General features: G+C 68.0%; 20 protein-coding genes and 1 tRNA gene. 8 read left to right on the forward strand and 13 right to left on the reverse strand.

Annotated elements, in window-relative coordinates:
• Positions 1-21: 21 nt before the first annotated feature.
• Both SH591_RS07730 and SH591_RS07735 read right to left on the reverse strand, forming a co-directional pair.
• Positions 22-459: a DUF6481 family protein gene (locus SH591_RS07730; RefSeq protein WP_324751226.1), complete on the reverse strand. Its 438-nt coding sequence runs from the start codon at positions 457-459 to the stop codon at positions 22-24.
• A gap of 112 nt (positions 460-571) precedes the next feature.
• A tRNA-Thr gene (locus SH591_RS07735) sits at positions 572-647 on the reverse strand.
• Positions 648-793: 146 nt separating this feature from the next.
• Here SH591_RS07735 and SH591_RS07740 point away from each other — a divergent pair.
• Together SH591_RS07740 and SH591_RS07745 are read left to right on the forward strand one after the other, a co-directional pair.
• Positions 794-2,068, forward strand: a complete 1,275-nt coding sequence (locus tag SH591_RS07740; RefSeq protein ID WP_324751227.1) for a PAS domain-containing protein — start codon at positions 794-796, stop codon at positions 2,066-2,068.
• 120 nt (positions 2,069-2,188) lie between these two features.
• Positions 2,189-6,847: an NAD-glutamate dehydrogenase gene (locus SH591_RS07745; RefSeq protein WP_324751228.1), complete on the forward strand. Its 4,659-nt coding sequence runs from the start codon at positions 2,189-2,191 to the stop codon at positions 6,845-6,847.
• A 62-nt stretch (positions 6,848-6,909) separates the two neighbouring features.
• Here the strand turns inward: SH591_RS07745 and SH591_RS07750 are convergent, their stop codons facing one another.
• Genes SH591_RS07750 through SH591_RS07775 form a run of 6 tightly spaced genes read right to left on the reverse strand, consistent with a single transcriptional unit; the run spans position 6,910 to position 14,066 of the window.
• Entirely contained in the window at positions 6,910-8,034 is a 1,125-nt protein-coding gene (locus SH591_RS07750) for a PepSY-associated TM helix domain-containing protein (RefSeq protein WP_324751229.1), read from the reverse strand.
• Positions 8,035-8,080: 46 nt separating this feature from the next.
• On the reverse strand, positions 8,081-8,326 hold the full coding sequence (locus SH591_RS07755; RefSeq protein WP_324751230.1) for a ribbon-helix-helix domain-containing protein: 246 nt from the start codon (positions 8,324-8,326) through the stop codon (positions 8,081-8,083).
• Positions 8,326-9,048 carry an acetoacetyl-CoA reductase gene (gene phbB / locus SH591_RS07760; RefSeq protein ID WP_324751348.1) on the reverse strand — a complete coding sequence of 241 codons (723 nt, stop codon included), beginning with the start codon at positions 9,046-9,048 and terminating at the stop codon, positions 8,326-8,328. The genes SH591_RS07755 and phbB overlap by 1 nt, the downstream gene beginning before the upstream one ends.
• 35 nt (positions 9,049-9,083) lie before the next feature.
• Positions 9,084-10,091 (reverse strand): ferrochelatase, encoded by a 1,008-nt coding sequence (gene hemH / locus SH591_RS07765; protein WP_324751231.1) that lies wholly within the window; start codon positions 10,089-10,091, stop codon positions 9,084-9,086.
• The gene (locus SH591_RS07770; RefSeq protein ID WP_324751232.1) at positions 10,088-12,328 is read right to left on the reverse strand and encodes a xanthine dehydrogenase family protein molybdopterin-binding subunit; all 2,241 of its coding nucleotides are present in this window, start codon (positions 12,326-12,328) and stop codon (positions 10,088-10,090) included. Before SH591_RS07770 ends, hemH begins: the two co-directional genes overlap by 4 nt.
• Before the next feature lie 58 nt (positions 12,329-12,386).
• Positions 12,387-14,066: a class I adenylate-forming enzyme family protein gene (locus SH591_RS07775; protein ID WP_324751233.1), complete on the reverse strand. Its 1,680-nt coding sequence runs from the start codon at positions 14,064-14,066 to the stop codon at positions 12,387-12,389.
• Positions 14,067-14,133: 67 nt separating this feature from the next.
• Here SH591_RS07775 and lgt point away from each other — a divergent pair, with 67 nt between their 5' ends.
• Genes lgt through pgeF form a run of 3 tightly spaced genes read left to right on the forward strand, consistent with a single transcriptional unit; the run spans position 14,134 to position 16,815 of the window.
• Complete coding sequence (lgt, locus tag SH591_RS07780) at positions 14,134-15,009, forward strand: prolipoprotein diacylglyceryl transferase (protein WP_324751234.1); 876 nt, start codon at positions 14,134-14,136, stop codon at positions 15,007-15,009.
• Positions 14,999-16,051 (forward strand): class I SAM-dependent methyltransferase, encoded by a 1,053-nt coding sequence (locus tag SH591_RS07785; RefSeq protein WP_324751235.1) that lies wholly within the window; start codon positions 14,999-15,001, stop codon positions 16,049-16,051. The genes lgt and SH591_RS07785 overlap by 11 nt, the downstream gene beginning before the upstream one ends.
• Positions 16,051-16,815, forward strand: a complete 765-nt coding sequence (pgeF, locus tag SH591_RS07790) for a peptidoglycan editing factor PgeF (protein ID WP_324751236.1) — start codon at positions 16,051-16,053, stop codon at positions 16,813-16,815. The genes SH591_RS07785 and pgeF overlap by 1 nt, the downstream gene beginning before the upstream one ends.
• Here the strand turns inward: pgeF and SH591_RS07795 are convergent.
• The gene (locus SH591_RS07795) at positions 16,812-17,648 is read right to left on the reverse strand and encodes a class I SAM-dependent methyltransferase (protein ID WP_324751237.1); all 837 of its coding nucleotides are present in this window, start codon (positions 17,646-17,648) and stop codon (positions 16,812-16,814) included. The two genes, pgeF and SH591_RS07795, sit on opposite strands and share 4 nt — an antisense overlap.
• 74 nt (positions 17,649-17,722) lie before the next feature.
• On the opposite strand from SH591_RS07795, the gene SH591_RS07800 reads away from it, so the two are divergent.
• From SH591_RS07800 to SH591_RS07810, 3 genes are all read left to right on the forward strand, one after another.
• A complete protein-coding gene (locus SH591_RS07800) occupies positions 17,723-18,169 on the forward strand; it encodes a helix-turn-helix domain-containing protein (RefSeq protein ID WP_324751238.1) in 447 nt (148 codons plus the stop codon).
• A 144-nt stretch (positions 18,170-18,313) separates the two neighbouring features.
• Positions 18,314-19,627, forward strand: a complete 1,314-nt coding sequence (locus SH591_RS07805; RefSeq protein ID WP_322830984.1) for a cystathionine gamma-synthase family protein — start codon at positions 18,314-18,316, stop codon at positions 19,625-19,627.
• Positions 19,628-20,008: 381 nt separating this feature from the next.
• The gene (locus tag SH591_RS07810) at positions 20,009-21,904 is read left to right on the forward strand and encodes a ribonucleoside-diphosphate reductase subunit alpha (RefSeq protein WP_416222330.1); all 1,896 of its coding nucleotides are present in this window, start codon (positions 20,009-20,011) and stop codon (positions 21,902-21,904) included.
• A gap of 102 nt (positions 21,905-22,006) precedes the next feature.
• Here the strand turns inward: SH591_RS07810 and SH591_RS07815 are convergent, their stop codons facing one another.
• The 4 genes from SH591_RS07815 to SH591_RS07830 all read right to left on the reverse strand — a co-directional run bounded on the left by SH591_RS07815 (position 22,007) and on the right by SH591_RS07830 (position 25,393).
• Positions 22,007-23,134 (reverse strand): helix-turn-helix domain-containing protein, encoded by a 1,128-nt coding sequence (locus tag SH591_RS07815; protein ID WP_324751239.1) that lies wholly within the window; start codon positions 23,132-23,134, stop codon positions 22,007-22,009.
• A gap of 114 nt (positions 23,135-23,248) precedes the next feature.
• Complete coding sequence (locus tag SH591_RS07820; protein ID WP_324751240.1) at positions 23,249-23,695, reverse strand: hypothetical protein; 447 nt, start codon at positions 23,693-23,695, stop codon at positions 23,249-23,251.
• Positions 23,696-23,859: 164 nt separating this feature from the next.
• Positions 23,860-24,951: a sigma factor-like helix-turn-helix DNA-binding protein gene (locus SH591_RS07825; protein ID WP_324751241.1), complete on the reverse strand. Its 1,092-nt coding sequence runs from the start codon at positions 24,949-24,951 to the stop codon at positions 23,860-23,862.
• A 295-nt stretch (positions 24,952-25,246) separates the two neighbouring features.
• Positions 25,247-25,393 carry a hypothetical protein gene (locus tag SH591_RS07830; protein WP_324751242.1) on the reverse strand — a complete coding sequence of 49 codons (147 nt, stop codon included), beginning with the start codon at positions 25,391-25,393 and terminating at the stop codon, positions 25,247-25,249.
• Positions 25,394-25,491: the final 98 nt, after the last annotated feature.

Consider the following 25,491-nt stretch of genomic DNA (forward strand, 5'->3'; position numbering starts at 1 on the left):
TCCTCTTCACCTGGAACCGGCTTATTTGCGGCTCTTTCGCGCCGCATAACGGGCGTCGCGGGCCAGCTTCTTGTCGGCTTCGCTGAGAGGCGCGGGCGCAGAAGCGGCCTTCGACTGGACCTCGGCCTTGGCCGCGGCTTTGGCTTGCTTCGCGGCCTCGGCCGCCGCCTTCCTAGCAGCACGCTTTTCGGCCTCGGCTGCTTCCCGCTTCAGGCGCGCGGCCTGGCGTTCGGCAACGATCTCCTCGTCGACCGCCGGCTTCGCGCGCAGATTATCGAGCGCCTTCTGCTTGGCTTCCGCGGCCCGGCCGACCCTGTCTTGAAAAGACGGCCCACTATATGGCTTCATTGTTCCTGAGCTCCGGTTCAGTAACGTGTGGCGCACCGCGAGGGCAGATCGGTCCGCAGCGCCGGCGCGCTCTTGGACCGATCTCCGCACAAAGTCGATGTCGGCCGCCAAAGGTTCCCTTTAAGCGGGACGCATCCGGCAAGACGGCGCTCTCAGATGCAGGAGAGGCTGGACCCGGGGTCCGCCCTGACACGACAATAGCGCCTGCAGGGAGTTCGGGGAATGGTGCCGCTTAGGTGACTCGAACACCTGACCCCATCATTACGAATGATGTGCTCTACCAGCTGAGCTAAAGCGGCTTATCCCGGCGGGCGGCGCAATATCAGCGGGCTTGCGGAAAGACAAGCGCCGCTTTTCGCGCTTTCCACGAACAGGCTTAACCGATTTGCAACCATGATGGGAGCAGGGTCCGGGCGGCACAGACTGGATGCGAGGACGGCGACTCATGGACGAATTCCGGGCATTCGACGACGATGCCGACGCCGCCGGCGGTGACGTGGCCGCGATCGAGGCGCCGCCCGAGATCGGCACCGACGAGCGCCGCATGCATGTCCGCGCCTACAATTATTGGGTGTCGCTGCTCGACGGGCGCCCCTATCCGTCGATCGCCGACCTCGAGCCCGCCAATCTCGACGATTTCGGGCCGCACAGCGTCCTGCTCGATTTCACGCGCAGCACCGACAATCCCGTGGTCTCCTTCCTCGGCCGCGAACTGCGCGAGGCGTGCGGGCTGGCCGGCGACGTGCGCACCGTGGCCGACGTGCCGAGCCGTTCTCTGCTGTCGCGGCTCACCGACCATTATCTCCAGATCATCGCCAATTGCGCGCCGATCGGCTTCGAGGCCGAGTTCGACGGCCAGAACGGCGCCAACACCATGTATCGCGGCATTTTGATGCCGCTCTCGTCGGACGGTGATTCGATCGACTTCATCTACGGCGTCATCAACTGGAAGGAAGTCGCCGACGGCGACACCGCCGCATCGATCGTCCGCCAGGCCGACCGGTTGCTGAAGGCGCCGGTCCTCGCCAGCCCGGTCTGGGCCGACGGACCGCGCGCCGAGCCGCTCGACGCGCCGCCAGCGGCTGCGGTCGCCGAGGAAGACGAGGACCAGCTCAATTTCGAGCTTGGCCCCGATGCCGGCCTTGCCGACCGGCTCTGCCTCGCCCGCGATTGCGCCGGAGCCCTGCAGGGGATCGAGGCGCGCAGCCGCGCCGCGCTCTACCGCACGCTCGGCCTCGCCTACGATTTCGCCCTCGCGGCCGACGACAATGAAGAAGATTATGCCGAGCTGCTCGACGATGCCGGGCTGAAGGCCCAGGCGCGCGCGCCGATGACGCCGGTCGTCAAGCTCGTCTTCGGCGCCGAGTATGACAAGGGTCGCCTCACCGAATATGCCGCGGCCTTGAGCCACGGCCGGCGCCTCGGCATCGACGCCGGCGGGTTCGCCGCCTTGCTCGAAAGCTTCGAAGGCGGCCTCAAGGGCGTCGTCGCGGCCGAGCGCGCCGCCAAGCGGCCCGCGCCCAAGCCCGACCGCCGCGAGGCCGGCCGCGCCGCGCTGCGCCAGGCGCCGGCGCTGGCCGTGGTCGACGTCGAAGCGAAGGGCGGCGAGTTCGTCCTGTTGCTCGCCCGACGCCAGGCCGACGGGCGGCTCGCGATCGTCGCCCCGGTCGCGGAAGACGACAAGCTGATCGACCAGGCGATCCGTAGGAGCGACGCCTGACTCGTTAAGAGGCGCGTACGGGTCGTCCGGCCTTGCCCCCCTTGATCTCCCGGAGCATATAGCCCGGCATTCCAGCCGGCGCGCGCTAATGACCGGCGGTACGCCTTGGGAGCCTTCTATATGGACGCCGAACGCACGGGCGCGGATCACGCCGCTGACCTGCCCTATCTCAACGCCCTCGCTCATGCTTTGGTCGACCACGCGCTTCCCGACGAGTTAGAAGGCTTCGGCGAAACCAGCCGCCTCGACGCCACCCGCTTCGTCGCCGCCGCTGCCGCGCAGCGCGCCCCCGGCATCCCCGTCATCTGCCTCGAATCCGTCGGTGGAGAGATCGGCCGGCGCCGCATGCGCCTTGCCATCATCAACGACGACATGCCGTTCCTGGTCGATTCGGTGGCCGCGGCGATCGCCGCCAAGGGGTTGATCATCCACCGCCTGCTCCACCCGGTCGTCTGCGTCGAGCGCGACGCCGGCGGGCGCCTGCAATCGGTCCGACCGCTCTGCGACGACGTGAGTAAGCGCGAATCGATCATGTATATCGAGATCGACCGCGCCGACGCGCGCGGTCGCCAGCAGGTCGTGACCGACCTGCACCGCGTGCTCGCCGACGTGCGCGTCGCGGTCAGCGACTGGCAAGCACTCCAGGCGAAGATGCACGCCGACGCCGACACGCTCGACGATCCGGAAGGCGCCGCGCTGCTCCACTGGTTCGCCGACGGCGCGATGACCCTGCTCGGCTATCATGTCGAGCGGCTGGACGGCCAATCCGCCGAAGCGCTCGGACTGTTCCGTCTGCCGGGCGACCCGACCGACGAAGGCGGCGCAGCGGGCGCGATCGCCTGGTTCGAGAAAGGCGGCGCGGCGCCGCTCATCGCTAAGGCCGACCGCATCTCGACCGTGCACCGGCGCGTACCGCTCGACCTCGTAGTCGTGCCGATCCGCGAGAACGGGAAGATCACCGCGATCGGTGTTCATGCCGGCCTGTGGACGAGCCAGGCGCTGATCGTGCCGGCCGAGGACGTGCCTGTGCTGCGCCATCGTCTCGCCGACCTCGACCGCGATTTCGGCTTCGATCCCAAGGGCCATGCCGGGAAGGCGCTGCGCCATGCGATCGCATCGCTGCCGCGCGACCTGCTGATCAACCTCGAGCCGGAATCGGTGCGACAGCTGGTGATCACCGCCATGTCGCTCGCCGACCGGCCGCGGCCGACCCTGGTGCTGGTGCGCAGCAGCCTCAAGGGCCATCTGTTCGCGTTCGTCTGGCTGCCGCGCGACGAGCTCACCACGCGCCGCCGCCTCGCGATCGGCGAGATGATCCGCGAGGCCGCCGACGGCGGCATCTCGAGCTGGTCGGTGGAACTGGGCGACGGCGATCTTTCGCTGATCCGCTACACGCTCAATATCGATCCGACGCGCCCGCTCCCAAACGTGCAGGAGCTCGACCGCCGCCTGGACGAAATGGTCCGCGGCTGGGAGCCCGGCGTCGAGGAAGCGCTCGGCGCGATCGTCGGCCCGGCCCGGGCGACCCGCCTCGCTCTGTCGATCGTCGACGATTTTCCGGAAAGCTACCGGTCTCAGACCGATGCCGAACAGGCGGCGCAGGACGTGCTGCGCATCTCGGGCCTCGACGGCCCCGATGCCCGCGACGCCCGGCTGTTCCACAAGGAAGCCGAAGGCCCGAACCGGCTGCGGCTCAAGACCTATCGCCGTGAGGGCGTGATCCCGCTGTCCGACGCAGTGCCGGTGTTGGAGAATTTCGGCTTCCGCGTGCTCGAGGAGCAGCCGACCCCGATCGAAGGCGGTAAGGTTGGCTACATTCACGATTTCGGCCTCGAACTCCCCGTCGGCGACGCCGCCGAGGTGCTGAAGCGCGGCCCGCTCGTCGAGAAGGCGATCGCGGCCGTGCTCGAAGGCGGCTCGGAGAATGACGTCTTCAACCAGCTTCTGGTCGCGGCCGGGCTCGGGCCGCGCGACGTCGTCCTGTTCCGCGCCTGGTTCCGCTATCTGCGCCAGACCGGCCTGTCCTACTCGATGGTGACGGTCGTCGAGGCGCTGCGGCGCGCGCCCGGCGTGGCCCGCGGCCTCATTTCCCTGTTCGACGCGCAGCACGACCCGGCCCTGGAAGGCGCGCGCGAAAACGCGATCAAGGCGGCCGAGCGCTCGATCAACGATGGGCTCGGCCAAGTCGCGGCGATCGACGAGGACCGCATCCTTCGCCTGATCCGCAGCGTCATCGACGCAACCTTGCGCACCAACGCCTTTGCCGACTCCGGTCGCGAAGCGCTGGCGTTCAAGTTCGATTCCGCGCGCATGGGACACCTGCCTGCGCCCGTCCCCTATCGCGAGATCTGGGTGTACAGCCCCCGCATCGAGGGCATCCACCTGCGCGGCGGTCCGGTCGCCCGCGGCGGCCTGCGCTGGTCCGACCGGCGCGACGATTTCCGCACCGAGATACTCGGCCTGCTGAAGGCCCAGGTGGTGAAGAACGCCGTGATCGTTCCGACCGGTGCCAAGGGCGGCTTCTATCCCAAACAGCTCCCGCCTCCGGGCGACCGCGACGCATGGCTGAAGGAAGGCACCGAGAGCTACCGCATCTTCATCCGCTCGCTGCTGTCGGTCACCGACAATATCGTCGGCGACAAGGTCGTGCATCCCAAGGACGTCACCATCCGCGACACCGCCGACCCCTATTTCGTGGTCGCCGCGGACAAGGGCACGGCCAAGTTCTCCGACGTCGCCAACGCGATCGCGCTGGAGCGCGGCTTTTGGCTCGGCGACGCGTTCGCCTCGGGGGGCAGCGCCGGCTACGACCACAAGGCGATGGGCATTACCGCCCGCGGCGCCTGGGTCTCGGTCCAGCGCCACTTCCGCGAAATGGGCGTCGACGTGCAGACCGATCCGATCCGCGTGGTCGGCTGCGGCGACATGTCGGGCGACGTGTTCGGAAACGGCATGCTGCTGTCCAAGGCGATCAAGCTGGTCGCGGCATTCGACCACCGCCACATCTTCATCGATCCGAACCCGGACCCCGCCCGCAGCTGGGAGGAGCGCAACCGCCTGTTCCAGCTGCCGCGCTCGAGCTGGGACGATTACGACAAGTCGCTCATCTCGGCCGGCGGCGGCGTCTTCCCGCGCACGCAGAAGTCGATCCCGCTTACGCCCGAGATCCAGGAAGCGCTCGACCTGCGCGTGGATGCGATCGACCCGGCCGGACTGATCAGCGCGATCCTGCGTTCGCCGGTGGACCTCATCTGGTTCGGCGGCATCGGCACCTACATCAAGGCCAAGAGCGAGAATAATGCCGAGGTCGGCGATCCGGGCAACGACGTTCTTCGCGTCAATGCCGCCGAGCTTCGCGCCAAGGCGATCGGCGAGGGCGCCAACCTCGCCGTCACCCAGGCCGCGCGCATCGAGTTCGCGGCCCATGGCGGCCGCAGCAACACCGACTTCATCGACAACAGCGCCGGCGTCGATTGCTCGGACAATGAGGTCAACATCAAGATCCCGCTCAATTCGGAGATGCTCGAGGGCCGGCTCGCGCTGGAGGACCGCAACGTCCTCCTCGCCGACATGACCGAGGAGGTCGCGCAGATCGTGCTGGAGGACAACCGCCTCCAGACGCTGGCCTTGTCGATCGCCGAGCGCGGCGGCGCCGGATCGCTGTCGCCGCTGGTCCGCGTGATCGAGATCCTCGAGGAAAGCGGCCGCCTCAACCGAGCGGTCGAAGGGCTCGAGAGCAACGAGGACCTAATGCGCCGCGCGCAGGAGAATCGCGGCCTCACCCGGCCCGAGCTCGCAATCCTGCTCTCGACCTCGAAAATGGCGCTTCAGGCCGCGATCGAGACCGGCAAGCTTACCGAGGATCCGACCCTCACGCCCGAATTGTGCGCTGCTTTCCCGAAGCTGATGCAGGAGAAGCATGGCGACGCCATCCTCCGCCACCGGCTGCGCAAGGAGATCATCGCCACCAAGATCGCCAACCGCTTCGTCAACCGGCTGGGCATCACCGCGCCCTTCTCGCTGACCGAGGAGGAAGGCGCGTCGTTCGGCCAGGCCGCGGCCGCGTTCGTCGCCGCCGAGCGCCTGTTCGGCATGGAAGAATTGTGGAACGAGCTCGACACGATCGAGGTGCCCGAACAGGTCCGCCTCGAATTGTTCGACCAGGCCTCGAAGGCGCTGCAGCTCCACATTGCCGACATCCTGCGCAACACGTCGCCGAACACCAATCTCGCCGAGATGGTCGACAGCCTCGCGCCGGGCCTCGCCAAGCTGAGCGGAGCGGTCGACGACCTGCTGCGGACGGAGGTCGCCAACGAAGCCGCCGCCCGCCGCCAGCGCCTGATCCAACTCGGCGCGCCGCCGGAGATGGCGCATCGCATCGTCCGCCTGTTCGAGCTGAACGGCGCGGTCGGCATCGCGGTGCTCGGCCGCAAGCGCGGCATCGACGAGATCACGCTGACCCACGCTTATACCGGGCTCGGCGAGGCGCTCGGTCTAGATTGGGCCCAGCAGGCCGCCAACCGCTTCGACGCGCGCGACCAGTGGGAGCGCTTGCTCACCGCCGGCCTCGCCCGCGACTTCGAGCAGCTCCGCCTCGACTTCCTCGATCGCCGCAAGGGCGACGATCCCAAGACTGCGGTCGACCAATGGGTGGCGCAACAGGCGGCGCGCATCGACCAGTTCCGCCGGATCGTCGACCGGGCAAGGACGGCACCGGCGACGACCGCGCCGATGCTGGCCCAGATCGCCACCCAGGCACGGGTTCTGCTCGGGCGCTAAGGCGCGAACACCAAAGGCCGAAAAAGGAGGCCTCCCTTCCACGCCGGAAGGGAGGCCTTTTCTTATTCGGCCGGGGCCGGCTCAGCCCGGGCGCGGCGGCGCGCGACATCGGCCCGCCACACCCGCGATTTCAGCCACATCATGATGCCGGTGACCGCGAGTAGCGCCGGCAGGATGCCGCCGATGAAGATCAGGACTTGCCACACGACGCCCATGCCGGTGCCGTCGTGCCAGCGCCGCATCGTGCGGGCGGTGGTCTCGGGCCTGGGGGGCTTGGCCGGCGTCACCGTCCCCTTCTCGTCTGCGACCTTGACCTCGGCGGGCCCGCCGCTGCGGGCGAAGCTCAGCTTCCATTCGGGCGCCTGGTCGGTCGGCCAAGTGACGGAGAGGAGCGGGCCGGTCGCAGCGCCCTGGGCCGCGGCCAGCGCCTGGTCGGCGGTCCTCTCGGTCTCGAGCAATGGCTGCGCGCCCATGCGCCGGATGCGCTCGGCCGGGCTGTCGGGCGCCGGCGCGCCGGACACGGACGCGAAGAAGGCCGGGAAGGAAATCCAGACGCCGGTGAAGGACAGCATCGCCAGCGGCACGCAAACCCAGAAGCCGGTCTGGTGATGGAGGTTCGCGCTGGTCGTCGCCTGGCGCTTCCAGCGCAGCCCGCGCGTCCAGCGACCGCGCAGCGGCCACCACAGCCACAGGCCGGTGAGCGAGGAGATCAGCATCGCCACGCCGATCCAGCCGACGATCTGGCGGCCGAGTCCCGGCACCATCAGGCTGCCGTGGAGGACGTGCATGACGTGAACTGCGCCCTCGTTGCTGGCGCTGCGGTCGAGCACGGCGCCGGTCTCCGGGTGGAGCCAGAGCTGGGTGCGCACGGGACGTCCACCGCCCGGAGCCGGCGGCCGCGCCGCCGCGACCAGGACGGCGCCTTGGCCGTCCGGGTAGGTAATGCTCGCGATCCGCTCTTCGGGCCCAAGCGCGCGCAACGCCGATGCGGCGTAAGCGGCAGGCGGCAGCGCAGGAGCGGCCTCCACCTTCCGCTCGGGATTGAGCGCCTCGTCGAGCCAGTCGTGCCAGACCAAAGCCGACCCCGTCAGCGAGATCGGGATGATCAGGACGGCGAGACAGATGCCGATCCATTTGTGCAGCTGGAACCAGGCGCCGCGGAGGCGCAGAATCGTCGAACCGGCCATGATGTCTCCCGCTTTGCGCGAGGAATGTCACGGCCGCTATTGCAAGTCAATCGCAACAAGCCCTGCGCCGGGCGAACAGCCACACCCGGATGGCACTGGCCAGATTGGGCGGACGGGCGGCCTGGATACGCTCGGCGTCGATGCGGGCGACGAGCGCGTTGAGCGGCAGCGCCTCGTCCTCCGCCGCCGCACGCAACGCCTCCCAGAAAACGGGCTCGAGGCTGATCGACGTCGCATGACCCGCGATCATCATCGAGCGTTTGACCGGTCCTTCGAAAATCCCGGACGACATCAATACATGTGCTGGCCGCCGTTGATCGACAGCGTGGAGCCGGTGACGAAGCCGCCTTCGTCGGCGCAGAGGAAGGCGACACCCCGCGCGATCTCCTCCGCCTTGCCGAGCCGGCCGACGGGGATCTTGGCGACGATCTTCTGCAGCACTTCCTCGGGCACCGCCGCCACCATCTCGGTGTCGATATAGCCGGGCGCGATCGCGTTCACGGTGACGCCGGCGCGCGCACCTTCCTGGGCGAGCGCCTTGGTGAAGCCGTGGATACCGCTCTTGGCCGCGGCATAATTGACCTGGCCGTACTGGCCGGCCTGGCCGTTGATCGACCCGATGTTGACGATGCGCCCGAACTTGCGAGCGGTCATTCCGTCGAACACCGCCTTGGCCATGTTGAAGCAGCCGCCGAGATTGACGTCGATCACGTCGTCCCAGAACTGGCGCGTCATCCGCTTCATCGTGCCGTCGCGGGTGATGCCGGCATTGTTGACGAGCACATCGACCGGGCCAAGTTCGGCCTCGACCTGCTGGACCCCCGCGACGCACGCGTCGAAATCGGCCACGTTCCATTTGTAGGACTTGATGCCCGTGCGTTCCGTGAACTCGCGGGCCTTTTCTTCGTTGCCCGCGTAATTGGCGGCAACGCTCATCCCCGCATCGCGCAGCGCTAGGCTGATCGCTTCGCCGATTCCCCGAGTACCGCCAGTAACGATCGCCACACGCGCCATGGTCATCTCCTCCATTATTATTTTGTAATGCGAAGCTATGCTTGCGCGTTCCAACCTTCAAGTTCGCGGGAAACGATGCGCTCCAGCATGTTCATTCCCGGAACGCTGTCGTTGAGGCACGGCAGGTAGGCGAAATGCGTGCCGCCGGCATCGAGGAAGGTCTGGCGCCCACGGATGGCCAGCTCCTCGAGCGTCTCCAGGCAATCGGCCGAGAAGCCCGGCGCCAGGATCGCGACGCGGCTGATCCCCTGCCCCGGCAGCGCCGCGAGCATCGTATCGGTCGCGGGCTCGAGCCACTTGGCGCGGCCGAAGCGGGACTGGAAGGCGACGAGCAGGTCGCGCCCGAGCGCTTCGCCCAGCAATCGGGCCGTCTTCTGGCAATGGCAATGATAGGGATCGCCGAGCCGGAGCGTCCGCTCGGGCATGCCGTGGAAGGAAGCGATCAGCGCCTGCGGCTGGAAGTCCAGCTCGGCCAGGTTGGTCCGGACGCTCTCCCGCAGCGCGTCGATATAGGCCGGATCGTCATGATAAGGCGGCAGCGTGCGGACGGCCGGCTGCCAGCGCAGCTTCTGGAGATGGCGAAAGGCGTGGTCGTTCGCGGTCGCGGTCGTCGCCGCGCTATATTGCGGGTAGAGCGGCGCGAGCAGGATGCGCTCGCAGCCCTGCGCTTTCAGCGCATCGATCTTCTCCGAGATGGCCGGGCGGCCGTAGCGCATCGCATAGTCGACCAGCACGGTCTCCCCGAACCGCGCCTGCAGCGCGCGGGCCTGCCGGGCCGTGATCGCGGCGAGCGGCGAGCCCTCCTCGGTCCACACCTGCTTGTAGGCGTGCGCGCTCTGCTTGGGGCGGCGGGTGAGGATCAGTCCGCGCAGGATCGGCTGCCAGACGAGCTGCGGGATTTCGATCACGCGCGGGTCCGACAGGAATTCGCGCAGATAGATCTTCACCGCCCCGGGCTCGGGACTGTTGGGCGTGCCGAGATTGATCAGCAGCACCCCGATTTTCGGGGTGGGCACCGGCGGGTGATCGGCGGGCGGCTTCATGCGCCGCTCCCCACGACCAGAGGCAAAGAGCGCAGCCGCTGGCCGGTCGAGGCGAACAAGGCGTTGGCGATGGCCGGCGCGACCGGCGGCACGCCGAGCTCGGTGACGCCGCCGCACGGCTCGTCGCTCTCCAATATCTCCACCGTCACTTCGGGGCTGTCGGCGAGGCGCGGCAGCACTAGGCGGTCGAAATTGTTCATGTCAGGAAGCCCGCCTTCGAAACCGATCGGATCGCCGGTGGCGCCCGAAATGCCGTGGATGATGCCGCCCTCGATCTGCTGGCGGACGATATCAGGATTGATCACGCGACCGCAATCGACCGCCGCCACCGCGCGCGTGACGCGGATGCGCTGGTTCTTGTCGACCTCGGCCTCGACCAGCAAGGCGATATGCGAACCGAAGGCGCTGTGCGCGGCGATGCCCATCGCGCTGCCCGACGCGCCGCCGTCCCATCCGCCCAAGGTGGTCGCAGTCGACAGGCAACGGGCCAAGCGCGGATTGCCGCCCAGCATCTGCATGCGGAAGGAGAAGGGCTCGACCTGCGCGTGGCGCGCGAGCTCGTCGATGAAGCTCTCGGTGAAGAAGGCGGTGTAGCTGTGCGCCGCCGACCGCCAGATCCCGGTGCGCAGGCCGGGATCGACCGGCAGATGGTCGATCGCGATCGCCGGGATGCCGTAAGGCGGGATCGCCCCATCGACGGCCGGCGCATGGGCGCGAGCCGCACCGTTGACGCCGCCGGTGCGAAGCCGCTCGACCAATGCATTCTGGGTGGCAGGGGCGGCGATCCGGGCCTGCCAGCCGGTGATCGCGCCGCCCTGCGGCAGGCTGGCGCTCAGCACCGCCAGCGCCGGCGGGCGGAACGTGTCCTGCACGGTCTCCTCGATCCGCGACCAGACCAGCTGGACCGGGCGCTTCAATGTGCGCACCATGATCGCCGCCTGCTCGATCGCGTCCGTTTCGAGTTTGCGGCCGTAGCCGCCCCCCACCAAAGTGCGGTGGATCGTGATCTGACGCTCGCTCAATCCGCAGGCGCGCGCCGCGGCGGCGCGGGCGAAGGCCGGCGCCTGGGTCGGCGCCCAGATTTCGAGCCGACCGGCCGTCAGCCGCGCCGTGGCGGTCAGCGTCTCGATCGGCGCGTTGGGGGCGACGCCGGCGAGATAGCGGGCGCGGAAGACCGGGGCGCCTTTGTACGCCGCGGCAAGATCGCCCTGGCTAAAGATGCGACTGCCGTCGCCGCCGTCGAGCGCGCCCCATAAGGCCGCATCGATGCTGTCGCTGCTGACGAGGACATGGTCGGTCTGGAAGGCGGGCTTCATCACTTCGATGGCGCGATTGGCCGCCCACCAGTTGGTCGCCGCAGCGCCGACCCAGCCCGGATTTTCGAATACAGCGAGCACGCCCGGCACCGCGTCGGCCGCATCCTTGTCGATCCGCACCAGCCGGCCGCCACCGATCGGGCCCGAGCGGACCGCGGCATAGACCATGTCGGGAAGGCGGATGTCGGCGGCGAACTGCGCCGTGCCGTCGACCTTGGACGGAAGATCAATCCGCGGCAGCGACTGGCCGACGAGGCGGTTATCTAGGCCGCCGCGCATAGGCAGCGAGTCGGGCACTTTCTCTTTGGCCGCCGCCTCGGCCAGCTCGCCGAAGGGAAGCCGCTGGTTGCCCGAGACGACGAAGCCGCCATGCGTGTCGAGCGTTTCCCAATCGGCGTTCCAGCGCTTCGCCGCCGCCTTGCAGAGCAGGGCCTTCGCCGCCGCACCGGCCTCCCGCAGCGCCGGCTCGAACGCACGGACCGAGGTCGATCCGCCTGTAATCATGACGGCGTTGCGCGTGGCATATTCCCGTGCCGCCCACCCGCCGGCGTCGCGCAGCATTTCCGGAAAGCCCGCGTCCGCCCATTGCTCGGCGATCAGCTGGTTGGCGTAGAGCGGGCTGATCGGCGCCGGCTCGACCGCCACCGTCCGCCAGTCGGCGCCAAGCTCGTCGGCCAGGATCTGCGGCAGGCTGGTGTAGACGCCCTGGCCGAGCTCGGCCTGCGGCACCGCGACGATCACCCGCCCGTCGCGGCCGATCTTGAGGTAAGCGTTGAAGAGGGTCTCGCCCGGCGCGGCGCGCAGATTGGGCTCATATTCGCGCGGCCACAGGCCCCAGGCGAGCAGCAGTCCCGCGCCGGTGCCGCCGCCGACGAGCAGGGTGCGCCGGCTGATCCCCTGTCTTGTTCCTGCCGAACCCATGGGCGCGCAATAGACGAGGCGGGCGCGGTCGGGCTAGCGAACTTTGCCGGACACAGGGTCAGGCATGGTCGGCAAGCTCGGAGCGATAGCGGTCGCGCAGGATCACCTTGTCGATCTTGCCGGTGCCGAGCTTTGGCAGCGGCTCGTCGTGGATCCATACATATTCGGGCAGCTTGAACCTGGCGATGCGGCTTTCGAGGAAGGTGCGCAATTGCGCTTCGGTGACGCCCTCCTCGCTGTAGACGACCGCCGCCGGCACCTCGCCCAGTCGCTCGCACGGGACTCCGAATACGCAGGCTTCGGAGACGCGCTCGCAGCCATAGAGCGCGGCCTCGACCTCCTGCGTACTGATATTCTCGCCGCCGCGGATGATGATGTCCTTCTTGCGGTCGACGATGAACAGATAATCATCCTCGTCGAGATAGCCGATGTCGCCGGTGCGGAAGAAGCCGTCGGCGGTGAATGCGGCGCGGGTCGCCTCCGGATCGTTCCAATAGCCGCGCATGTTGCAGACCGATCGGATCGCGATCTCGCCGCGCTCGCCGCGGGGGAGATGGGCGTCGCCCGATCCGAGGATCGCCATCTCGACGAGCGGCTTGTGCGGCCGGCCGGTCGAGGCCGGCTTGTCGGCATAATTGGACCAGAAATTGCTGCAGCCGACGGCGTTGGTCTCGGTCAGGCCGTAGCCCAAAGCCGGCTGGGCCGCGCCGAAGCTCTCCTTGAGCCGGGTCACGTGCGAGACCGGGCGGGCGGCGCCGCCGGCTGCGATGTCGGTCAGCGACGAGAGATCGTATTTGTCGCGGTCGGGATGCTGCATGAGCTCGAGGCTCATCGTCGGCACGCCGACGAAATAGGTGACGTTCTCGGCTTCGATCAGCCGCAGCGCCTCGCCCGCATCCCATTTGGCCATCAGCACCATGCCGCGGCCGATGACGAAGCTGTTCAGGAGCACCGGCACCTCGCCGGTGACGTGGAACAAGGGCACGTTGAGCAGGGTCTTGGGCGGGTTCACCGGCGGCCGGCCTTCGCTCTCCATGATGCCGAGCAGAGTCACGATCCCGATCGCATAGGTATAGACCGCGTTCGTAACGGCACGATGCGTGGAGACGGCGCCCTTGGCCGCACCGGTCGAGCCGGAGGTGAAGAGGATCGTCGCATCGTCGTCGGGAAGTACTTCCGGCAGCTGCCCCTCCGGCCCCTCACGCTCCAGGATGGGAGCTAGCGCTCCGGCCAGATGCTGCTCGATCGGCAGCGTCAGGAGCGTGCAGCCGAGGTCGGCGATCTTCGCGGCGCGCGGGGCATCGGCGAGCACCAGCTTGGGGGATGTCAGCTCCAGCCCGTATCTGAGCTCGTCCGGCTGCCACCAGCCATTGACCAGCACCGCGATGCCGCCCGCCTTCAGCACGGCCATGTAGGTGACAATCCAGCTCGGGCAGTTGCGCATGGCGATGGCGACCCGGTCGCCCTTGGCGATGCCGAAGCCGTGCGCGAGCGCTCGGGCGGTGCGCGTCGCCCATTCGTTCAATTCGGCGAAGGTGAGGCGCTCGTCGCCGGCGACGACGGCCGTGGTTTGGGCATGGAGCGCGCAGAAAGCATCGAACAGGCCCGGCAGCGTCGGCGGCAGGTTGGTCACTACCGCCCGGCCCTGCTCGTCCCGCCCGACCCGGATCCGGCCGGTCTCGGGCGAGGTCACCGCCGCCTGAACAGCATCATATTTCCCGTCGAGCGCGCTCGGCATCGAATCTCCTGCTCTTTCGATTTCTTTTGCGGGCCACTATGAGGGCGGAAATCCTTGGGGGAAAGCCTTGATCCTGCCGCAAATCGCCTCGCTCGCCGCTGACGCTACGGCCGCCATACGTTGGGATCAGCTCGGGCTGGATCCGATCGCTTTGGACCTCGGCTTCTTCCAACTGCGCTGGTATTCGCTGGCCTATCTGGCCGGCATTGTCGTCGGCTGGTGGTATCTGCTGAAATTGCTGAAGCAGCCGGGCGCCCCGATGGCGCGGCGCCATGCCGACGATCTCGTCTTCTACGCCACGCTCGGCATCCTGCTCGGCGGCCGGCTCGGCTACGTCCTGTTCTACCGTCCCGAATTCTACCTCGAGAATCCGGGCGACATCATCCGCCTGTGGGACGGCGGGATGTCGTTCCACGGCGGCGTGATCGGCGTCAGCCTCGGCCTCTTCTACGCCGCCCGGAAGAACGGCCTCGATTGGCTGCGCCTCCATGATTACGTCGCCTGCTGCGTGCCGTTCGGTCTGTTCTTCGGCCGCCTGGCAAACTTCGTGAACGGCGAGCTCTGGGGCCGCCCAACCGACGTTCCCTGGGCGATGATCTTCCCGACCGGCGGGGAGGTCGCGCGGCATCCGAGCCAGCTCTACGAGGCCGGCCTTGAGGGCATCGCCTTGTTCCTCGTCCTCTGGTTCCTGTTCTGGAAGACCGACGCCCGCTACCAGCCGGGCAAGCTCGTCGGCACCTTCCTGTTGGGCTACGGCGTCAGCCGCTTCCTGGTCGAGATGGTGCGCCAGCCCGACGCCGGCCTCGAGAACCTGTCCTGGGGCCTGTCGATGGGCCAGACGCTGACCGTGCCGATGATCCTTGGCGGCTTCTACCTGATCGCCACCGCGAAGGCACGGCGCCAGCGCGTCGAGCCGATCGCCGGCAGCGAAAGTGTCGCCTGAGGCTCCAAAGGTCGCGGATCGCCTCGCCCGGCTGATCGCCGCCAGCGGGCCGATCCCGATCGGCCAATATATGGCCGAGGCCAATGCGCATTATTATGCGACGCGCGACCCGCTCGGCGCGGCTGGCGACTTCGTCACCTCGCCCGAAATCAGCCAGATGTTCGGCGAGCTGATCGGCCTCTGGCTGGCCGATCTCTGGCTGCGCGCGGGCCGGCCGGCGGCGACGCGCTATGTCGAGCTGGGGCCTGGCCGGGGCACGCTCGCCGCCGACGCGCTGCGCGCGATGCGCGCGGCCGGGCTCGAGCCGCCGGTCGATCTGGTCGAAACCAGCCCGGCGCTGCGCTCCGCCCAGGCCGAGCGGATCGCCAGCCCCAGATGGCACGACGACACCACCAGCCTGCCCGACACCGGCCCGCTGCTGATCGTCGCCAACGAATTTTTCGACGCGCTTCCGATCCGCCAACTGGTGCGCATGGAGGGGGGTTGGTGCGAGCGGCTGGTCGGACATGACGGGGCCCGCTTCGTTCCCGGCGCCGGGCCGCGCGTGCCGGGCGAAGCGATCCCGGCGCCGCTGCGCGACGCGCCGGCGGGCAGCGTGATCGAGACCTCCCCGGCGTCGGTGGCGATCGTGCGCGATCTTTCCGGCCGGGTGGCTGCGCAGGGCGGCGCAGCCTTGATCGTCGATTACGGCCATGCACGGGCCTCCGTCGGCGACACGTTCCAGGCGGTGGCCGGCCACGCTTATGCCGATCCGTGGCAGGCACCAGGCGACCGCGATCTCACCGCCCATGTCGATTTCGAGGCGCTGGCCATGGCCGCGCGGGCCGAGGGGGTGCGGGTCTGCGGCCCCCTCACCCAGGGCGAATGGCTGCGCGCGATGGGCATCGAGCTGCGCACCGCTTCGCTCGCCAAGGCGTCGCCCGAGCGCAAGGACGAGATCGTCGCCGCGCGCGACCGCCTGGTCGACGCCGCGCAAATGGGCAGCCTGTTCAAGGCGATGGCATTGGTCGCGCCGGACTGGCCGGCACCGGAGGGATTTTGATGGACGTCGAAGTGAATCGGGCCGCCGCGTTGGGCGACATCCCCCACGGCTTTCTCGGCCGGCGCGGCGGCGTCTCGGAAGGGGTGTGCGCAGGCCTGAATGTGGGGCTGGGCTCGGGCGACGACCGTACGGCGATCCAAGCCAATCGCGACCGGGCCGTCGAGGCGGTGGCGCCCGGCGCGCGGCTCGTCACCGTCCACCAGATCCATTCGGCGATCGCCTTGCCGACGACCGGCCCGTGGCCGGACGACGCCCGCCCGCAGGCCGACGCCCTCGTCACCGACCGTCCCGGCCTCGTCCTCGGCATCCTCACCGCCGATTGCACGCCCGTCCTGTTCGCCGATGCCGCCGCCGGCCTGGTCGGCGCGGCCCATGCCGGATGGAAGGGTGCGTTCGGCGGGGTGGTCGAAGCCACGATCGCGGAGATGGAGAAGCTCGGCGCCGCGCGGGATCGCATCGTCGCTGCGGTCGGGCCGACGATCGCGCGCAGATCCTATGAGGTGGACGAGGGCTTCCTGCGCCGCTTCGCCGAACAGGATCCGGCCAACGAGCGCTTCTTTAGCCAAGGGCGCGAGGGCCATCACCAGTTCGACCTTGAAGGCTATGTCGTCGCGCGGCTCGCGGACGCTGGCCTCGCCCGCATCGAGGCGCTCGGCGAGGACACTTATTCCCAGCCCGACCGCTTCTACAGCTATCGCCGCGCGACCCATCGCGGCGAGCCCGATTACGGCCGCCAGATCTCGCTGATCGCGTTGCCGGGCTAGGCGCGCGCGGTCAGCATCCAGCAGGCGGCCGTGAAGCCGACGGCGTCGCCCTCCACGAAGGGTTGGAAGGCTGCGTCGACACGCCCCAAGACTTCGGCCCGGGCAGCGGCGTCGAGGGTCGGGAGGAGATCGCCAAGCGGGCCCATGCGCTGCGCATAAGTCCGCAGATCCTGCCGCTTCATCGTGCAGGTCACGTCGAGCGGCCGGATCGCGATCTCCTGCCAGCCACTGTCTTCCAGGATCCGGCGCACGCGCGCGTCGTCTGCGAAGGCGAACTGGCCGGGGCCGTCCGCGGTGCGGCGGGGCCAATCCGGCAGGAGAGCGGCGGCAGCACGCTCGGCCGCCGTCATGAACGGATTTTCCTCGGCGCTGCGCCACGCGACGCAGGCCAGCTTCGCCCGCGGCCGCGCCGCGCGCTTCAGGTTGCGGAACGCCGCGACCGGATCGGCGAAGAACATCACGCCGAAGCGCGAGACGATCGCGTCGAAGCTCGCCGGAGCGAACGGGTAGGCCTGGGCGTCCGCCTGTACGAATTCCACGTCGGACAGGGCCGCTTGCGCCGCGCGAGCCTTCGCCGCGCCGATCAAAGGAGCGGAAATATCGACTCCGAGACAGCGTCGGCCCCGGCTGCTTTGTCGAGCCGCCGCCAGCGTGACCGCCCCGGCGCCGCAGCCAATATCGAGAAGCGGCCCTCCCCGTCCCGCTCCAGTCAGCAGGGGGACGAACGGCGCGAACAGATTGTCGAGCACGTCGCTCAACTCTGCCCAGGTCCGTCCGGCGCGGGCATTCCAGTGCGCGGCCTGCGCATTATTGTCGCCTTCGGTCTCGATCATTCCTGTTTCCTTTGCGGTTGTTTCGTTCAGCGATTCGGGCAAAGGTACCAGTTCAAGTGAACTTGAGGTCAAGCATGCTGATCGACATTGCGGAAGTGGCGCGGCGTTCGGGCGTGCCGGCGTCGACATTGCGCTTCTACGAGGAAAAGGGGTTGATCGCCTCGGCCGGCCGGCGCGGCCAGCGCCGTCTTTTCGAGCCGGCGGTGGTCGAGCGGCTGGCCTTGGTCGCGTTGGGCCGGGCGGCGGGCTTCTCGCTCGAGGAGATCGGCGAGACTTTCCTCGCCGGCGGCCGCGCGAACGTCGATCGTGACCGCCTAACTGCCAAGGCCGACGAGCTCGAGCGGATGATCACCCGGCTGACCGCGGTCAGCGGCAGCCTCCGCCATGCCGCCGTGTGCCCCGAGCCGAGCCATCTCCACTGTCCGAGCTTCCGCCGCATGCTCGCCCTCGCCCAGTCGGGCGCGCTGCCGCCGCTCGCGCCTTCGCCCGCCGATCGGCGCCGGTCGCCGCATCGGGACTAGCGACGCGCCCTCGTCCTGGGTTAGGGAGCGCGCGGGCAACGGACCTCACCCCCCGGGGCTGCGCGACGCGCGGCCGGTGGGCCTGACCTTCGGCAGGCTCGGTCTCCACGCAGCAAATGCGACTGGCTGAAAGGAGACTTTGTTATGCAAGACGAGAATGACCTCACCGGCGCCACCCCGCGCCGCCGCCCCAAGGCCGACGTGCTCGAGATCGGCGGGCGCAAGCTGAAGCCGTCGACCCTGATGATGGGCCACGGCTTCGATCCGGCATTGTCGGAAGGCTCGCTGAAGCCGCCCATCTTCCTCACGTCGACCTTCGTCTTCGAGAGCGCGGCCGCGGGCAAGCGCCACTTCGAGGGCGTGACCGGCAAGCGCCCGGGCGGGGCCGACGGCCTTGTTTATTCGCGCTTCAACGGCCCCAACCAGGAGATACTCGAGGACCGCCTCAGCCTGTGGGAAGACGCCGAAGACGCGCTGAGCTTCTCGTCCGGCATGTCCGCGATCGCCACCCTGCTGCTGACGTTCGTCCAGCCGGGCGACGTGATCGTCCATTCCGGCCCGCTTTATGCGGCGACCGAGACCTTGATCGGCCGCATCCTCGGCCGCTTCGGTGTGACCTGGCTCGACTTCCCGGCCGGCGCCACCCGCGACGAGATCGAATCGGTCGTCGCCCGCGCCAAGACGCAGGGCCGCGTCTCGCTCATCTATCTTGAAAGCCCGGCCAACCCGACCAACGCCCTGGTCGACGTCCAGGCCGTGGCATCCGTCCGCGACGCCTTGTTCGGCGAGGATGAGCGCCCGCCGATCGCGATCGACAACACCTTCCTCGGCCCGCTCTGGTCGCGTCCGCTCGATCACGGCGCCGACCTGTCGGTCTACTCGCTGACCAAATATGCCGGCGGCCATTCCGACCTTGTCGCCGGGGGCGTCGTCGGCTCGAAGGCGTTGATCAACCCGATCCGCATGATGCGCAACACGATCGGCACGATCACCGACCCGAACAGCGCCTGGATGCTGCTGCGCAGCCTCGAGACGCTGGAGCTGCGCATGAGCCGGGCCGGCGAGAATGCGGCCAAGGTCTGCGCCTTCCTTCGCGGCCATGCCAAGGTCGAGACGGTCGGCTATCTCGGCTTCCTCGAGGATGGCGGCGACGCCCGCCAGGCCGACATCTACCGCCGCCACTGCACCGGCGCGGGCTCGACCTTCTCGCTCTACCTGAAGGGCGGCGAGCGCGAGGCCTTCGCCTTCCTCGATTCGCTCAAGATCGCGAAGCTGGCGGTATCGTTGGGCGGCACCGAGACGCTGGCAAGCGCCCCGGCGGCGATGACCCACCTGTCGGTCCCTGACGAGCGCAAGGCGGCACTCGGCATCAGCGACAACCTCGTCCGCATCTCGATCGGCGTCGAGGATGCCGACGATCTGATCGCCGATTTCGACCAGGCTCTGGCCGCAATCTAAGCGCTTCGTCTCAACCGTAACAATCCTGCAGCGGGCAGTCCCTAGGGACTGTCCGCTCGGGGCGTTTGCGCCCGCCATAGGTAAGCCGCGGAAATCCGCCAATGCGACGAAATTTGGTTTGCCGGACATTTACGGTCTTGCATCCGATTCCGGATCAGGCACAATCAGTGGTGGCGCTACCAAGGGGGTGACGCAACAGATAGTAGGCATTGGCCGTGCCGCCCCGAGCGGGCACGCACCACCCGCCGCTGCCTGTGGATATCGGGGACAACCCGAAATCAATGCCCCGCTCCCTTGAAAAAAGGCCTAGACTCGGATGTAGCCCGGGTTGAACGGAACAAGAACAAGGATAGAGCGATGGACCTTCTGGGCAGCAACGAAATGGGATCGACCGACGTGAGCAACGCCACCGTCGAGACGACGCCTAAGCCCGTCGCCGAGAAGGCCGCCAAGCCGGCCAAGCCCGATTCGAAGAGCGTCGCCGTCCGCCGCTTCACGGTGAAGACCGACGACAGCCGCGATTCGCTGCTCACCGAATTCGGCAAGGACACTCTGCGCGACCGCTACCTCCTTCCCGACGAAAGCTACCAGGACCTGTTCGCGCGCGTCGCCTCGGCTTATGCCGACGATGCCGACCATGCGCAGCGCGTCTACGACTATATCTCGAAATTGTGGTTCATGCCGGCCACCCCGGTCCTTTCGAACGGCGGCACCGGCCGCGGCCTGCCCATCTCCTGCTATCTCAACAGCGTCACCGACAGCCTCAACGGCATTCTCGAGACCTGGAACGAGAATGTCTGGCTCGCCTCGCGCGGCGGCGGCATCGGCACCTATTGGGGCAATGTTCGCGGCATCGGTGAGCCGGTCGGCCTCAACGGCAAGACCAGCGGAATCATCCCGTTCGTCCGCGTCATGGACTCGCTGACGCTCGCGATCAGCCAGGGCTCGCTGCGCCGCGGCTCGGCCGCCTGCTATCTCGACATCTCGCACCCCGAGATCGAGGAGTTCCTCGAGATCCGGAAGCCCTCGGGTGACTTCAACCGCAAGGCGCTGAACCTCCACCACGGCGTGCTCGTCACCGACGAGTTCATGGAGTGCGTCCGCGCCGGCAGCGAGTGGGTCCTGCGCTCGCCCAAGGACGGCTCGGAGCGCGGCACTGTCGATGCCCGCAGCCTGTTCCAGAAGCTGGTCGAGACCCGCCTCCAGACCGGCGAGCCCTACATCATCTTCATCGATCAGGTGAACCGGTCGATGCCCAAGCATCACCGCGATCTCGGCCTCAAGGTCTCGACTTCGAACCTGTGCTCCGAGATCACGCTGCCGACCGGCATCGACCATCTCGGCAACGCCCGCACCGCGGTCTGCTGCCTGTCGTCGCTGAACCTCGAAACCTGGGACCAGTGGAACGGCGACAAGATGTTCATCGAGGACGTCATGCGCTTCCTCGACAACGTCCTCAGCGACTATATCGAGCGCGCGCCCGACGAAATGGCGCGGGCCAAGTACAGCGCCGAGCGTGAGCGCTCGGTCGGCCTCGGCGTGATGGGCTTCCATTCCTTCCTCCAGGCGCGCGGCCTAGCGTTCGAAGGGGCCATGGCGAAGAGCTGGAACCTCAAGATCTTCAAGCACATCGCCCAGCAGGCGCAGGAAGCCTCGATGATGCTCGCCCACGAGCGCGGCCCCTGCCCGGACGCGGCCGACATGGGCGTGATGGAACGCTTTTCGTGCAAGATGGCGATCGCGCCGACCGCCTCGATCTCGATCATCTGCGGCGGCACCTCGGCCTGCATCGAGCCGATCCCGGGCAACATCTACACCCACAAGACGCTGTCGGGCAGCTTCTCGATCCGCAATCCGCATCTCGAGAAGCTGCTGATCGAGAAATCGAAGAACTCGGAAGCAGTGTGGAACTCGATCCTCGAGCAGGGCGGCTCGGTCCAGCATCTCGATTTCCTGACCCAGGAAGAGAAGGACACGTTCAAGACGAGCTTCGAGATCGACCAGCGCTGGCTGCTCGAGCTCGCCGCCGACCGGACGCCCTATATCGACCAGGCGACCTCGCTCAATCTGTTCATCCCGGCCGACGTCGAGAAGTGGGACCTGCTAATGCTCCACTTCCGCGCCTGGGAGCTCGGTGTGAAGTCGCTTTACTATCTGCGCTCCAAGTCGGTGCAGCGCGCCGGCTTCGCGGGCGGCGTCGAGGCCGACAACACGCCCGATCTCAAGCAGATCGAGCTGCAGACCACCGATTATGACGAATGTCTCGCTTGCCAGTGACCCGCTTTCTCCCGGGCGGGAAGCTCGCCGGTTTGTAAGCGTGGGGGTAGCGTAAGCGTATCGGGGCCGGGAAACCGGCCCCGACCTTTTTGGGGCGTCCGCTTATTCGAAGTAAGCGGCGATCACCGCGGCGACATCGGCCGGGTCGAGCGCGTCCAGCGCCACCTCGCGGTCGGGCACCTGGCTGTAGCCCTTCATCGCGCCGTTGCGGTCGAACGTGACCGAGAGCAGCCGCAGCCCGTCCACTTCGCGCACCACAGCCAGCCCGCCCGACGAGGGAAAGCGCTCGGGATCGACGACGATCGTGGCGCTCCCCGGCAGCCCGCCGCCCAAGCTGGGCCTGCAGACCCGCAGCCCATAAGCGCGCGGGCCGGCCGTGCGGGGCGCTTCCACCGACGCGCCGGTCGCCGCCTTGGCGATCAGCCCGTCGGCGAGCGGCGCCCCGAACACCGGCAGCAGCCGAGCCGTTCCCGCTACATCCACAGCGGGAACCGCAGGCTCGGCAATGGCTGCGGGCGCCGCCGGTGCCTCGGCCGGCGCCGCGCCGGCAAGCTGGGCGCGCAATTCCGCCACGCGCGCGCGCGTCTTGGCGATGCGCAGTTCGGGATTGGAAATGCCGTCGAGCAGCGCGTTGAGCGCGCCGGCGGCATGGAGCGCGCGCACCCGATCCCGCAGCCCTGCGACGTTGGCGACATCAAAGATTCGACACAAAGCGGCGACCGTCGCGTCGTTCCAGCGGTCGAGCGTCTTGTGGGCATTCTCGATGCGGGAGAGGATGACGGGCGGAATGCCATAATCCTTGTCGAGCGCGGCGATCGTCAGCGCGGCGTCCGAAGTCCGGCGGTGGCGAAGGGCCGCGCCGAGCAACGCGGCGAAGGTTTCGGCGTCGCGGTCGAAGCTGCGGTCGTCGTGGATCTCCGCGGCCCACGCCGGGAGATCGAAGGCGGGATCGCCGATGTCGACCAGGAGGTCGCTGGGCGCCACGCGAAGTGCTGCGGCGATGCGCACCAGTTCCTCGGCCTTGGCGAAGACCTCGCCGCGCTCGATCTTGGACAATCTTATATAGGGGATGTCCGGCAGCGCCTCGGCCAAGGCGAGCAGCTTGGGATAACCGGCGCGCTTGCGCAGCGCCCGCAGATTATTGGGAAAGACGATCGTCTTGTAGCGATCGATCCGGACGTCGCGCCCTCCGGCGGGCGGCGGCCGCCGCCTCGCACCGGTTATCTTCACGGTGCCCGCCCGTTTTCCGCCCATGACCCGTCCCCCAAGCCCATCCCGAAACGCCCCTATAGGATACCGTAATAACCGATGGTTGGGAGGCTGTCGAGCAGGCCTTCCAGTGGCTTAGTGGAGGGCGAGATCGGGCTCCGGCTCGGCGAGCGCCCAGGGGCCGCTGGCACGGAATGGGAGCAATGCGTCGGCGGGCGCCCGGCGCGCCGCATGGTCGCTGAGCCAGGCGGACGTGAGCGCAGCAGGATGGCCGGGCGAGACGGCAAGCCCCGTGCCGTCGGTCACCACGCCTATGCGTGACGGCACGGCATTGGCCGGCCAGCGTCGCGCGAGATGCAGCGCGACGAGCGGCGCCCGGGCCTTGAGCTCGAGCGCAGCGGCCGCGGCCAGCGGCCGTTCGAACGCTTGGTGCTGAATGGGCGCCCCGACCTGGAAGCTCTGGTCCCATGGCAGGAGTTCGACTTCGCCGGTCCGGCGGTCGGTGACGATGCTGAGCAGCGGCGCGCCGAGATCGGCCATGAGCGCCTGCGCAGGCGCAAGCAGCCGCCGCGCCGCGGTCATCAATGCGGGCTCCGCGCCGCTTTCGGCGCAAGTCCGGTCAAAGGCGGGCGATTCTGCGCCCTCTGTCTTAGGCTTCACTTGGTCGAACCCCTTGTGCTTGCCTCCATTATAGGAGGCCCGCAGGGCTTGGACCGGTTTCCTCCGCGTTCGCGGAGCAGCATTCCTTAATGGATGAGCGAGTTGCCTTCGCCGGATCCCGCCGCCCGCGCGACCGCGCTATCCGTCGCGCTGTCGAGCGCATTGTCGCCCTCAGCGCGGATCGGCCCGGTCGGCGCGATGGCGACGACGCGCGTCAGACGATTATGGGGCTGGTCCATCTCGGGAAGGATGTTGGCCTCGACCGTCTCTACCGGCTTGGCTGCCTTCTTGCGCGGCTTGGCGGCGACCGCGGTCGGCTTGCGGTCCTCGGCCATCATCGCGAACTTGGGATGGCTGGCGGTGAGCTCGCCGATCGTCTTGGCGGCGCGCTTGGTGATCTGGCGGACGCGTTCCTTGGTGAGGCCTGTGTCGGCACCGAGCTCGTCCAGGGTGGCGACGTCGAACACGCGGCGCTCGACAATGGCGCGGTTGCGGGCGAGCTTGGCTTCCAGTTTCTCGAGCTCCTCCGGCTCGATGCCGCGGAAGCGGGCCGGGACGCGGCTCGGGACATTGTCGCGGAGCGCGCCGGGCTGGGTTGCGATGACGCGCTTGGCCCGCGGCCGCTTGCGGAGTTGCTCGAGCCCGACGGTGCGCAGGTGCTCGATATATTCTTCGACCAGGGCGGCGGTCGCGGCCTGGGCCAGATAGGCGGAGGCGCCCGCCTCGACCCGCTCCAGCGCGTCCTCGTCCTCAATGATTGCCTCGATCGTCCCTTCGTCGCCGTCGGCGCCATAAGCAATATTGTGGATGGAGACCGTGGTCGCCTCGACCTTCTTGGCCGACGAACGCTGGTCGGTCATCAGGCGGAAGCGCAGGCTCTGCATCTCACCGCGGATCTGCCAGTTTACGAAAGTGGTGAACTGCGCCTTTTCCGGCTCGTACGCCTCAATCGCGCGGTGCACCGCGATGGCGGCGGCCTGCTCGGCATCTTCCCAGTAAGCGGCGAGGCCGTATTGGCGGATGAAGTGGCGGATGCGAGGCGCGATCAGCTTCAGGATCGAAGCGAAGGCCTTGTCGACATTGTGGCGCTGGCGGACGCTCGGCTTCACGCCCTCGGCCGGCCGGTTGGCGATGACGCTGGCGACCAGGGCTTCCAGCGCGACAGTGGTCTTCGACATGTTCAGTCCCCCCCATCAGGGAGAGCAGCGACCCCCGCGCTCTCCTGTGGTGAGGTCCTTTTGACGGCGAAGGTTTAACGGCCGCGTTATCCTATGCTCCGGACATGTACGTATCTTATAGGATGGCGAACGGCCCACAGTGCTGGGAAAGCCCAGGTTTTCTGCGATTCAGAGGTTAATTTCGCAGCAACGAATAGGATCGGTGGTCGTTGCCGGGCCTCTTAATCCTTATAGGATTGTTGCGGAGCGATTTCCGTTTTCGACCAAAAAAAGCGATTCGGCCGTTCGATTCGAATCACGCCGCCCGAACGCTGGCGACGAAGGCGCTCACTTGCCGGGTCAGCGCGTCGAGGACCGGGCGGAATTCGTCGAGCAAGGCGCGGTCGGCGGGGGTAAAGCCAACGAAGGCGAGGCGGTCGACGAGTTCGGCGCTGACGGTCATTGCATATCCATGGCGGCGGGGGCGGGCCGACTTTGTGTTCGAAGGTGAAACCGCGGGGACAGCTCTACCCTTTATAGGAGGGGGTGCGGCGGGTGGTC

Source organism: Sphingomonas sp. LY54 (assembly GCF_035594035.1).
Classification (GTDB): domain Bacteria; phylum Pseudomonadota; class Alphaproteobacteria; order Sphingomonadales; family Sphingomonadaceae; genus Allosphingosinicella.